We start from the raw sequence: 13,568 nt of genomic DNA on the forward strand, positions 1-13,568 counted from the left end.
ACAACTTTAATAAATAATATAAAATTAATACTATAAAGCAATCTAAATATAGTGGGGTAAAAATGTTAATAAATGATGAAAAGAATTTAAAACTATTAATTGATAAGCAAAAAGTTTACAAAGAAGCATTAAATAATAGAATTTCTGATGATGAAGCAAGAAAGTTTGTAGATGCTTTATTTGAAAATTATTTTTTAGACAATGATAATATTAATTTTTTAGTTTCAAATGGAGTTAATTTTTTTAACATTGATAATAATGAGCAATGTTTTTGTTTAAGTAATAAACAATTTAAAGATTGTTGTTTTAAAAGTTTAAAAAAAACAAAAAAAAAGGAGTATTTAACTTTTTTAAAGGCAATTGTAAATAAAGAAGAGTATCCTAAATATTTAGAATATTCGAATAATTTATATTTAAAACACTATAGAGCTCTTGGTAAAGATGAGGTATGTCATTTTATTAATTGTGAAAAAAATGCAGTAGAAAATAACTTATATAAAATAAATTTTGAAGAAGAATCTTATTTAAGCACTTATCGTAAAAATGTTTTTGATAATCACTTTCCTTTTGGAGAAATATTTTTTAATAATGTTAACAATAACACTTTTAATTTTTATGGATTTTGTTCAGAACATTTTAACTATGTAAAAAACATAGACATTAGAGAAAATAGCTCTGATTCAGATTTAAAACTTGTTAATTACTCGAGTTTATTATTTAAACTATTTAACAATAGAGTTTATTTAAGTGCGTTAAAAGAAGAATTTTATGAAATATTTAACTCGTTAGATAGTTCACTAAAGCCATTGTATGTATATAATTTAAAAAAAGTTTCTAATAAAGTTTCTTCTCTATTAAATTTATATTCAAGATATAAAGAGTGTTTACGAGAAGAAAATGACAATTTTAAAATATTAAAATTTTCACTACCTAAATCAAATAACTTTTTAGTGTTTGATCTTATGTACCCTCAAGTTACTCCTGAGGATTTCAAAATGGTTAATTCAATTAATAATGTATTTCTTGAAGAAAAAGCTGCATTAATAAGCATGTTCAAAACAGATAAAGGTATTTTTTCAACAATCATTTATAATAAAAAAGATGAACAATTAAATAGTTATTTTGATCAATATTTAAAAATAATGGAAGGCAAACAAAAAAACTACGAGTTTTTTATCACAAATTGTGCTTTAATACTTTGCGATAATATAATTTTAAACAAAAGTTTCTTTGAAAAATTTAACGAAGGAGAACAAATATTCTACTCAGCATTAAATAAATTCAGGTTTGAACACCCCAATATGGGACAAGAATATTTAAAAATGAAATTTTTTGCTGGTTTCATAAAAGGTAATAATTTTTTTTAAAAAAACAGGAAACTAACTAAAGTTTCCTGTTTTTAAAACTACATAATCGACGTTTTTAATATCTTCAAGCTTTGTTCCGCCTGCATAAGAAATTGAAGATTGCAAGTCTTCACACATTTCTTTGTAAGTACTCATAATTTTTCCTCTAATTTTAATTAGTTCTTTTTTGCCCTCAACATATCTTTTTTCACCCTTATTGTATTCACTAGCACTACCATAATATTCTTTATATAAGACACCATCAACTTCAACTGTTTTTCCAGGTGATTCCTCATGTGCTGCAAAAAGACTTCCAATCATACACATCTTTGCGCCAAATCTAATTGATTTGGCAATGTCACCATTAACTCTAAGACCACCATCTGCAATAATTGGTTTTTGTGCAGCTTTGCTACACCATTTTATGGCACCTAGTTGTCATCCTCCAGTTCCGAAACCAGTTTTAAGTTTTGTGATACAAACTTTACCAGGACCTACTCCAACTTTAGTTGCGTCAGCTCCTCAATATTCAAGGTCTCTAACTGCTTGTGGAGTTGCAACATTACCTGCAATAATAAAAGATTGACCTTTGGTTTTTTCTTTTATATGAATGATCATATTTTTTACTTGCAATGAATGACCGTGAGCTATATCGATTGTAATAAAATCTGGTATTAAATTTTTTTCAACTAATTCATCGATTAATTTGAAATCATTTTCCTTAACACCAACACTAATTGAAGTAATTAGTTTTTTTTCTTTCATTTTCTTTACAAACTTTACAGCATCTACATTAAATCTATGCATTACATAAAAGTAATTCTCAATTGCTAATTTTTCAGCAAGTTCTTCGTTAATTACAGAAGCCATATTAGCTGGCACAACTGGTAATTTAAATGTAAATTTACCAAGTTTTACACTAGTGTCACATTCACTCCTAGATTTTACTTTACAAAAGTTCGGAATTAACTGAACATCTTCATAATCTATTACATACATATTTGATCCCTCTTTATTTTTCTATTAAAAATTTTTAGATATTTCAGATATTTTATCTATTATTGTATCAATAGCGCTTTTAGCATCCATTTTTGAAATGGGTTCAGTTTTTGTTCCTGCAAGTAATATCGGCTCATTTACTTTTGCGCCTACAAATTCTCATGTTCCTTTTAAAAATTCTGTATGATTACCAAAAGGGTATCAACCTAATGGTGCCCCTTGAGTTGTTAATATTTGAACTTTTAAGTGGTTTAATAATCCAACTGAACCGTCTTTTTTAGCGTATTTGTATGAAAATGAATGATCTGCTAATAATACATGATCTAAATAGTTTTTAATTAAACCACTAACATTAAAATTATTCATTGGACTAGATATAATAACTTTATCTACTGATTTTAATTGTTCGATATATTTTATTGCATCCTCGTCATTGAAATAAATTTGAAAATTTTCTCTTGAAAGAGTTTTTTTTGCCATTTCTTCATTATTTAAGTCTAAGTATATAAATTCATCTTCTTTATTTACTTTTTTATATTCTTCAATGAATCTGTTTGTTAATTCAATTGAATAAGATTTATCTTTTGGACTTACTGTTCCATATATAACTAATACCTTATTTTTCATTTAAGTACCTCCGTATTACATACTATTATTTTAAATAACTTTTACAATAAAATTTTATTTATTTTTATAATTTAATTTATAATAGAAATATAAATAGGGGTTTTTTGTGAAAAAGGTAACAATTATTACTATAGCAGGTGGAAGTGCAAGTGGTAAAACTACATTTGCTCAAACTTTATCAGATAAAATTTTTAAAAAACACTCAGTGACTCATTTTTCTATGGATAATTATTATAAAGATTTTAGCGACTTAAAATTAGAAGAAAGAGAAAAACTTAATTTTGATCACCCTAAATCTCTTGATATTGAATTAATATGTAAACATCTTGATGATTTGTTAAAATTTAAACCAATCAAAGTTCCTTTATATGATTTTAAAAATCATTGTCAATCTGGTGAATATAAAATTATAGAACCATCAGAAGTTGTTATATTAGATGGTATATTAGCATTACAAATTGATGAAATTAGAAAAAAAAGTGATATCAAAATATTTATAAGAACTGATGATGATATTCGTTTTATTAGAAGGTTACAAAGGGACGTGAATGAAAGGGGAAGAACATTAGATAACGTAATAAATCATTATTTATCAACTGTTAGACCTATGTATAAATTTTTTGTTGAACCTTCAATTGAGCATGCTGATATAATCGTTCCTTACTATGAGGGTAATGTAATTGCAATGGACTTGGTTGCAGCTAAAATTAACTTACTGTTATCAAATAAATAATTTATTAAAATATTTTTATATTTTACATATATTTTTAAATATCACTTTTTAGGTTGATATATCTGTTTTCAAATATATAATAATGTTATGAAAAAAGAAGAACTATTATGTAATTTACATGAAAAAAACATTAAAAAATTTAAGTTATTTTATTTACAGATAATAGTTTTTAACTTGATTTTATTAAATTTTAATATAACTACTACATTTTTAACAATGATTTATATTGAAGCATTATTTGTAATGGTTTTTATAATAATAAAATTTAAAATCAACTTATTAAATAATGATTTCAGTTTTGATAAAGTTGATGTAAAAAATAAAATCTTATTAAAAATATTAAAATTTAATTTATTTGTATTATTTAATTTATTAATATTAATTGCATTTTTTTATAAAATAAACTTTAGTTACAACTTTTTTTTATTTAAAAATTCAATAACTAACAATCATAATACTGTATTTAAAAATATTATTACTTATTTAAAATATACTTTTTTATTGGTATCAATTCTCCTAGCTTTAATTTCTATTATATTTATGATATTTATTTTTAATGTCTATAGTATTTTTATCTATTTATATGCTAGTTTGACTTTATTTTTAAAACTTTTTTATAAATTATTAAAAAATAAACTTTTATTACTATATAAATATATAAAAAATATAACCTGAGTAAGTATAAAGTTTATTTGTAATATCAAAGATGTTTTTTTAAAAGAATTTAAAAATAAATTTTTAAACTTGGTTTATTTTAAAATGATATTTTTTTTACATTCGAAAAAAGAAAAAATATACCTTTATTATAAAAAAAATAATTTATAAATAAAGGAGAAAAAGAAAATGAAAAAACTAATAAATACACTAACTGCTATAACAATTTTATTATCACCAATAACTTCAATTATTTCATGTGGTACAAAAAAAGATTCAGAAAAAGAAGTCGATAATAATTACAGTAGTTTAACTGACGTTCAAAAACAAATGTATAATGGTGCTGAGATATTAAGTAAGTTAATAATTGCAAGTAGACATGAGAATTTAAATTATAATATAAACGAAATATTATCAATGTATTTAGCACCAACACCAACCGCATTAAAAATACCTACAAGCTATACTTATAATAAAAAACAAGTTGATTTTAGTAATTCAATTGAAATGTTTAAAAGTATATTAATGCCTTCAATCTCAAAAATAGATATAGATAAAAATGCAGGTGTTTATGCCAGTTACATAATGGGAATGTATGAAGATGGTTTCTATAAAGATTATTTAAAAAATGGATATTTCGAAGATTCATTTAATAAAGAAGGTGGAAAAGGTTTTAATAAATCAAGCAACAATGAAATGGGAATACTTGCTGGTTTAGATAAAGAATTAAAACTTTCTAATGAAGAATCAAGAAAAGACCTATCATGAGCAATCCAAGATACAGGCGCATTAACAAATTATTTACTTAATAAAGGATATGATGGTTCTTACCCAGGCGATTCAAATGGTACAAAAGGTCCAACTGGCCACCCAACCGATGAAAGAGGTGGAACAAATAGTGCGGGATATCTTTTTTATAATTCAATAATTTCAAATGGTAAAGGTAGTTATAATGCCTTTCAAAAAGAAGTTACAGTCCAAGATAAGTTAGACCAAGGTAATAATTTTAAAAAAGGTGATTTTATTAATAAAATATATTCTTCAGAAATAAATGGAATAAATTTTAATAAAATAGGTTCAATGTTTTCAAATACTGCTGGTTACTTAAATATAAGTGGTTACATTAATAGTTTTGTAACATTGCTAAAAAATGTATCAGAATCAGATTTTGGATCTGAGTATCTATTAAATGCTGCTAATTACTTTACGCCAATGGTAGTTAATGTAAAAGATGAAACAAACTCAAGAGTACAATTAGTAGGATTAAGTCTTTTATATAATGCTCAAGAAGCAGTTTATAATATTATGAATAAAACAACTAGGGATGGTAAAAGTTTAAAATCATTTTTAAAAGACAATGGATTTAGTGAAGATTTACTTAGTAAAAAATATGAAGATATTAAGTCAATTGGAATTAATGAAGTTCTTACTGATGTTGGTAAAATTGATAAAATTAAAGTTACAAGGATTTATTCGAATAACAATTCATTAGAATCTTTAAAAAATACTTCATTATTTTTAAAAGAGTTGAAAACCTTTCAAACTAATTTAAAAACAGAAAAGTTAAAAAAAGAGTTCTCACAAACTTTTTACACAGATGTTACAAGTCCTTTTTACCAAGCTTATAATCTTATAATTAAACCCCCAATTGCTGGAATTGGTGGAATAGGTGAATCTGGTTGAAAAGAATTGATGTCTGAAGATGGTTCTGGCGCTGTTAATTTATTGAACTTATTATCAATTGCATATGATAACCTTTCAAATGAAGATACAAAAGAATTATTAGAAACAGTTACTTCTAAATTCAATAATGTAAGTATAAACTCTTTGAGTAGAAGTCAAAAACTAGGTTTAATAAATGATCTAGGTTATGATTCATTAAACAAAAAATACAAAGAAAATTCATATATGGGTATTTTTTATAACATTATAAAAAACGAAAACATTGCAGGTGTAAGTGAACTAAACTCTTTATTAGACTTTTTAAATGATTCAGTAAACAGAGAAATGAAGACACTACATGAAAATGCACTTCAATATATATATGATGATAATTACTGAAAATTAAATAATATAAATCTTAACTCCACAGCTCCAAATGAAATTGGTGGAGAAATGGAATTTACATTATCATACACTGGTAATGGTGATGCAGATTCAAATGCAGATCAACAAACTCAGAAAGTAAATGTACCAGACAATTTCAACCCTTATCAAACATTGATTAAACATCAAGAAGATTATGCAAATAGTGATTCTTTGAAAAATTCAATTGATAAAAATAAAAAATCTGGGATTATTTTGGGTAAAGAACAGTTAAATATGTCTGATGAAGATATATTAAATTATGATGGTAAAGGCGAAAACTACAAAGCTGTTAACCATAAATATACTATTAAATGAAAAAATATTAGTGATGACATTGACAATCCATACTGAATAATAGTAGATATGAAATCATTTAACAGTGATGGTAAAGAATTTTACAATATATATTAAAAATAACGCTCAAAAGCGTTATTTTTAATATATATTAATAGTTTTATATATAAATAAATTTGTATTGACATATTTATTATTTATATTATTATATAAAAGATATTTATTATAAAATTATAATATTCTAGTTTATTTATGAATGGTGGGGCACAATGGCAAATGAAAATAAATTAAATTATAACGAAGAAAGTATTCAGGTTCTTGAAGGTTTAGATGCAGTACGTAAAAGACCTGGTATGTATATTGGTTCAACAGACTCAAAAGGTTTGCATCATTTGGTTTGAGAAATAGTTGATAATTCAATTGATGAATCATTAGCGGGTGCGTGTAATGAAATTAATGTTTCAATTGAAAAAGATGGTTCAATAACAGTAAAAGATAATGGTAGAGGAGTTCCTATTGGTAGTTACAGAGGAACTAATAAATCTACACCTGAAATAATCTTTTCAGTTTTGCATGCTGGAGGTAAGTTTGGTGGAGAAGGATATAAAACATCAGGAGGACTTCATGGTGTTGGATCTTCTGTTGTTAATGCTTTGTCTAGTAAATTTAAAGTTACTATTTATAGAGATAATAAAATATCTACTATAAGGTTTGCTAATGGTGGTAAATTAACACAACCATTAAAAGAAACAGGTTCTACAAAACAAACAGGTACAATGGTAAATTTTTTACCAGATGAAACTATTTTTTCAACTACTAAATTTTCTTTTTCAACAATCTCAGAAAGGTTAAAAGAATCAGCTTTATTAAATTCAGGACTTAAAATCACATTAAAAGATAATAGAAGTGATAAGTATATTGAGTACAAATATGAAAATGGTTTAATAGAGTTTGTTCATGAGTTAAGAGGTAGTCAAAAAGCTTTAACCTCTCCAATAATTATAAAAGGTAATAATCAAAGTATTGATGTTGAAATAGCAATGCTTTATACAAATGAATTTTCAGAAACAGTACTAGGGTTTGCAAATAATGTTAAGACTAGCGAAGGTGGAACTCATGTAGTTGGATTTAAGTCTGGTTTAGTTAAAGCACTTAATGATTATGGTAAAAACCAAGGAATTTTAAAAGAAAGAGATAAAAAACTTGACGCATCAGATATAAAAGAAGGTTTAATTGCAGTGGTAACTGTTAAAATACCTGAAAACTTAATTCAGTATGAAGGTCAAACAAAAGGTAAATTAGGAACTGCAGAAGCAAAAGTGGTTTGTGAAAAGATAACTGAAACTAGTATTAATTTTTGATTACAAGAAAATAAAACTTTAGCGATTTCTTTAATTGAAAAAGCTCTTTTAGCAAGAAGAGCAAAAGAAGAAGCTAGAAAAGCGAGACAAGCAGTTAGAGATCAAAAAAACAAATCAAAATCAAGAAATATGCTTGGTAAATTAACACCAGCTCAAGGTAAAGAAAAAGAGTTAAATGAATTATTTTTAGTTGAAGGTGATTCGGCTGGAGGAAGTGCAAAATCAGGAAGAGATAGAAAATTTCAAGCTATTTTGCCTCTTAAAGGTAAGGTAATAAATGCAGAAAAATCTAAACTTGTAGATTTATTAAAAAACGAAGAAATAGTTACTATAATGAATGCTATTGGAGCAGGTGTGGGTAGTGACTTTGATGTAAATGATATAAATTATGGTAAAATTATAATAATGACTGATGCAGATACAGATGGAGCCCATATCCAAACTTTATTGTTAACATTCTTTTATAGATATATGAAAGATTTGATTATAAACAAAAAAATCTACATTGCATTACCTCCGTTATTTAAGATAACTGGATCTAATAAAAAAGATTTCAAATACTTATGAACTGAAGATGAATTAGCTTTATATATGAAAAAAAGCAAATCAAAATTTGAAATTCAAAGATATAAAGGGTTGGGTGAGATGAATGCCTCTCAATTATGGGAAACAACAATGGACCCCGAGAAAAGAAAGTTAATTTTAGTAAAAATAGACGATGGACTGGCTGCTGAAAACTCCTTTAGAACATTAATGGGAGATAATTCAGACAAAAGAAAAGAATGAATTGAAGAAAATGTCAAATTCACTCTTGAAGAAAACGTTGACTTTATTTAAAAAATAAAAGACTAGAATCGTGGTGAACAAAGTGAGCAAAAAACCATCATATGACAAATTAATAGGTGCAGTATTAAAAAAAATTGATGAGTATAATAAAATTAACTCAGATATTAAAAGATATAACATTTTTAATAGTTTTAGCATTTCTTATGAAATTGAAGAAAACTCACTTTATTTCGAAATCCACAATACTGAAGATACAGAGGATCTTTCTTTAACATCGCTTTCTTCAGAACAATCAATTAGAATTGATATTGAAAAATTAAATGAAGTTAATTGGTTGATGAAAACAATAAATAGATTTATAGAAAAATCTAACGAATCACTTTCTAAAGCAAGAGAACTTGCAAAACCACATGTCGGAATTTTAATTTATGATGAATTTACAGATACATATTATTTAAATCCATCAAGTGGACCTATTCTTTTAAGGACTAAAGAAATTGAAAAAGAAATTGCCGCAACAAGATTTGATATTTTTTCAATTTTCATTAATTTAAGATCGGCTCTAATTGGTAATGATAATTTGGCTGAAATAATAGGTGCCTCACCAAAAAAAATATTAGATAGAATAAAAACATCGATTGAGTTTATTAAAAATTGTGAAACAAAATTAGTGAAAATAGAAGGTATCCCTAGATATATAGTTAATTACAATGAATTTAATAATATTATTACTTATTCAACATTTGCAACAAATGATTTTGGTCCAAATATAATAACTCCAAAAAGAATAAACGAAAAAGTAATAACTGCTTCAATTGATAGATTAAGAGATTTGGATAAAGTTTACGCTCAAGTAAGAAAAGATGAAGAAGTTTCAAAAAATATGTTAGACTTAGCAAGGAGTTTGGTTTCAAAAAATAACCCAAAACTGTTTGCTTTGGATGAATCTAGTAAATTGTGAGTTTTAACTCGTGAAGGAAGAACTACAATAAAAAATCTTAATATTTTAGATTTCTTAGATAATGATATGAGTGAAATTGATTTTTATTTAAATTAGGGGGAGCATTTAATGTCAGATAATAATAAAAATGGTATTATTGATTATTCGCTTGAAGATTTAATGAGTGAAAGATTTGGTAGATATGCTAAGTACATAATACAAGAAAGAGCTTTGCCAGATGTCAGAGATGGATTGAAACCTGTTCAAAGACGTATATTATATACAATGAATGAAATTAATCTTACTCATGATAAAGCTTATAAAAAATCTGCACGTATCGTTGGTGATGTAATTGGTAAATACCATCCACATGGTGACACTTCTGTTTATGAAGCGCTTGTAAGGATGTCTCAAAGTTGAAAACTTAATATGCCATTAGTTGATATGCAAGGTAACAATGGTTCAATTGATGGAGATAGCGCAGCCGCTATGCGTTATACTGAGTCAAGACTATCAAAAATCACCAGTGTGCTACTTGAAGATCTTCAAAAGAATACTGTTTTATTTGCACCTAATTATGATGATTCAGAAAAAGAACCAACAGTTTTACCCGGTTATTTTCCAAATATTTTAATAAATGGTTCAACTGGTATTGCTGCAGGATACGCAACTAATATGCCACCACACAATCTTGGTGAAATAATTGATGCAACTATACAATTAATTAAAAAACCAAAATCAACATTGAAAGAAATTTGTAAAATTGTACAAGGTCCAGATTTTCCAACTGGTGGTATTGCAATGGGGTCTGAAGGTATTGAAAATGCTTTTGATACTGGTAAGGGAAGATTGATAATACAATCAAAGATTAGAAAAGAAGAAGACAAAATAGTTATCGAAGAAATCCCTTATGAAATTATTAAACAGGATTTAGTCAAAAAAATTGGTGATGTTGTTGAATCTAATCCACAATTAGATGTTAAAGATGTTAGAGATGAAACTGATAGAACTGGTTTAAGAATTGTTATTGAGTTAAACCCTGGTGCTGATTATGAATTCATACGTAAGTTTTTATTAAAAAATACGTCTTTGCAGGTTTCTTACAACTATAACAATGTAGTAATTGTTGATAAACAACCAAAACAACTTGGGATTATAGAAATTATTAAAGCTTACATTTCTCACTATAAAAATGTATTCTTGAAAAGAACAAAATTTGACTTAGATAAGTCAGAAAAAAGACTTGAAATAATTGATGGCTTAATAAAAGCGATTTCAATACTGGATGAAGTTATTAAAATAATTAGAAATTCTTCAAATCGTAGTGATGCAATCTTAAATTTAATTAATAGATTTAAATTTACTGAAAATCAAGCAATAGCAATAGTTGATTTAAGATTATATAGATTAACTTCAACTGATATAGTTAAGTTGAATGAAGAAAAAGACTTTTTGATAGGATTAGTAGAAAAATTAAAATCAATTATAAATAATCCTAGTGTTTTAGATAATGAGATAATAAGTAAATTATCTGAATTTAAAAAAGAATTTAGCATTCCTAGAAGAACAAAAATAGTAAGTGAAATTGAAAATATAGATGTTGAAATTAAAAAAACAATTGTTGAAAAAGATTTTACAATTTGAGTTTCACAAGATGGGTATTTAAAAGCAATTGACGACTCTCACTTAGGTAAGTATTCGTTATCTGACTTTAAAAGAAAACCAAATGATATTTGAATTGCGCAATTTCCAGCTTCGAGTTTAGATTACATATTAATGGTTTCTAGTGCAGGGACATATTTCTCAATTCCAGTATATAAAATAAATCCTAGTAAATGAAAAGAAATCGGTATGCATTTAAATGAAGTTGCTACAATTTCAGGGAATGAAAAAATTTTAGCAGCATTTGTAGTTAAAAAATTTAATGGTGCTAAACAAGAAATATTATTAGCATCAAAAAAAGGTATGATAAAAAGAACACCAATTGAAGACTTGGAAACTAAAATGTTCTCTAAAGCGTTTAGAATTATGAAACTTCAGGATGGAGATGAGTTAGTATCAGCTTCATTAGTTACTTCAAAAACTAAGGTTGTAACAATGCTAACTAAAAATGGTTTTTCTGTAAGATATGATATTTCTGAAATACCAAGCGCTGGGCAAAATGCAAAAGGGGTAAAATCAACAGTTGTTAAAGATGATGATATAATTGCTGGTAAAGCATTCGAAGAAAAAGGAGACATATTAATACTTACAAATAAAGGTAATGTTAAAAAAGTAAAACAATCACTTGTACCTTTAATGAGTAGACCTAAAAAAGGGGTAAGATTATATCCTTGAAACAAAAAAAGAGATGAGTTTGCAACTTTCTTGTATAATGTTCAAGATAAAGATGTGCTTAACATTTTAGATGAAGAAGATAATCTTGTACAATTAAATATTAAGTCATTTAAGTATGCTGATCTTGAAGATGTACCCGAAGATCTAGACATGACAAGTATTATTACAACCACTTTAGAAAAATCGTTTATTGTTAAAAATGGTGATGTTCCAATTCCTCCTAAATCAGGAGATGATGAAGGCGAAACTAACAAAGAGGCGATCATTAAAAAACCTAAAAGTATCCCAACCCCAAAACCAAAACTAGTAAAAACCAATAATACCAATGATAAATTAAATGACGAAAGTGATGATGAACTAAAAACTGAAGAGTTGAAAATAGATATTGATGATCTTGTTTAAACTATATTAAAACCAGTAAGTATTTACTGGTTTTATAATGTTAACTTAATATTTAATGTTATATAATTATATAAATAAAAGGAGCATCTATGATAATACAAATTATAGGACAACCATTTTCGGGTAAGACTTCTTTAGCGAAATATATAGCAAGAAAATTAAATATAAAATACTATTCAGCTGAAAATATTTATTACAATGAGTATAGAAATGTTACAAATGATTATGCAGATATAATTAATAACAATGTTGATTTTGTAATTGATGGTTCAATTAGTTGATTTTTAAAAAGTGCTTTTTTTAATAGAGACTTACTTATTTGAATTGATTTGGATGATTATGAAAGAATTGAAAGAATTAATAATTTAGAAATGCAAATTGAATGACTCAAAAATCAAAACTATAATAATTATTGAAAATACAATGAAGAATATTTTGAGTTATCAAAAAATATTAATGAAAAAGAAAAAATTCTTAAGTTGTTATATATGGAATTTGAAATAGCTAAGTCAAAAAAAATTATTATTGATGGTAAAACTTCTATAAAAGAACAATTTATGCTTGTTCTGAAATTAATACTAGAAAATAATAAAAAGAATTATTTAAAAGGTAATGTTGATCTTTTCAAAGTCTATGATATCGAATTTCATAAAAAACTAAAAAAATTACATTTAATTACAAAAGAGTCAAAAAAAATAAATGAAAAACAAATAAAAACTATTAATAATCAAATTATTAAATATGAAAAAATTATATCTAAAGATAAATATATTGATTATAAAAAGAAATTAATAAGTAATTTTAAAAATCATAAAAAGAAAAAAAATGATAAAGATATTGAAATTGATACTAATGAAAAATTAATTAGAATTAAAAAAGTAGACAAAACAATTAATGAATTAAGTAATTTTGAATTATTAATTAATCAATCAAAGTTTATTAAAAACATAATTAATTTAATAAAAAAAGAAAAATAACATTAAAGATTGTGGGTACATAAG

At 25.3% G+C, this 13,568-nt stretch carries 9 protein-coding genes; 7 read left to right on the forward strand and 2 right to left on the reverse strand.

Annotated features, from left to right (window positions below):
• Positions 1 to 62: 62 nt before the first annotated feature.
• Positions 63 to 1,367, forward strand: coding sequence for an SEC-C domain-containing protein (locus SLITO_RS02080; protein WP_075058130.1), 1,305 nt, complete (start codon positions 63 to 65; stop codon positions 1,365 to 1,367).
• A gap of 12 nt (positions 1,368 to 1,379) precedes the next feature.
• Here SLITO_RS02080 and SLITO_RS02085 read toward each other — a convergent pair whose 3' ends face one another.
• Both SLITO_RS02085 and SLITO_RS02090 read right to left on the reverse strand, forming a co-directional pair.
• Positions 1,380 to 2,345 carry a GMP reductase gene (locus tag SLITO_RS02085; RefSeq protein ID WP_075058131.1) on the reverse strand — a complete coding sequence of 322 codons (966 nt, stop codon included), beginning with the start codon at positions 2,343 to 2,345 and terminating at the stop codon, positions 1,380 to 1,382.
• 24 nt (positions 2,346 to 2,369) lie between these two features.
• A complete protein-coding gene (locus SLITO_RS02090) occupies positions 2,370 to 2,972 on the reverse strand; it encodes an FMN-dependent NADH-azoreductase (RefSeq protein WP_075058132.1) in 603 nt (200 codons plus the stop codon).
• A gap of 106 nt (positions 2,973 to 3,078) precedes the next feature.
• Here SLITO_RS02090 and udk point away from each other — a divergent pair, with 106 nt between their 5' ends.
• The 6 genes from udk to SLITO_RS02125 all read left to right on the forward strand — a co-directional run bounded on the left by udk (position 3,079) and on the right by SLITO_RS02125 (position 13,544).
• The gene (udk, locus tag SLITO_RS02095) at positions 3,079 to 3,705 is read left to right on the forward strand and encodes a uridine kinase (RefSeq protein WP_075058133.1); all 627 of its coding nucleotides are present in this window, start codon (positions 3,079 to 3,081) and stop codon (positions 3,703 to 3,705) included.
• An 843-nt stretch (positions 3,706 to 4,548) separates the two neighbouring features.
• Positions 4,549 to 6,858, forward strand: a complete 2,310-nt coding sequence (locus SLITO_RS02105; RefSeq protein WP_075058135.1) for a hypothetical protein — start codon at positions 4,549 to 4,551, stop codon at positions 6,856 to 6,858.
• Between the two features lie 152 nt (positions 6,859 to 7,010).
• On the forward strand, positions 7,011 to 8,939 hold the full coding sequence (gene parE / locus SLITO_RS02110) for a DNA topoisomerase IV subunit B (RefSeq protein WP_075058136.1): 1,929 nt from the start codon (positions 7,011 to 7,013) through the stop codon (positions 8,937 to 8,939).
• Between the two features lie 31 nt (positions 8,940 to 8,970).
• Positions 8,971 to 9,945: a hypothetical protein gene (locus SLITO_RS02115; protein ID WP_075058137.1), complete on the forward strand. Its 975-nt coding sequence runs from the start codon at positions 8,971 to 8,973 to the stop codon at positions 9,943 to 9,945.
• Positions 9,946 to 9,957: 12 nt separating this feature from the next.
• Entirely contained in the window at positions 9,958 to 12,567 is a 2,610-nt protein-coding gene (parC, locus tag SLITO_RS02120) for a DNA topoisomerase IV subunit A (RefSeq protein WP_075058138.1), read from the forward strand.
• A gap of 89 nt (positions 12,568 to 12,656) precedes the next feature.
• The gene (locus SLITO_RS02125; RefSeq protein WP_075058139.1) at positions 12,657 to 13,544 is read left to right on the forward strand and encodes a cytidylate kinase family protein; all 888 of its coding nucleotides are present in this window, start codon (positions 12,657 to 12,659) and stop codon (positions 13,542 to 13,544) included.
• Positions 13,545 to 13,568: the final 24 nt, after the last annotated feature.

Origin of the sequence: Spiroplasma litorale (assembly GCF_001267155.1) — a bacterium.
Lineage (GTDB): Bacteria > Bacillota_I > Bacilli_A > Mycoplasmatales > Mycoplasmataceae > Spiroplasma_A > Spiroplasma_A litorale.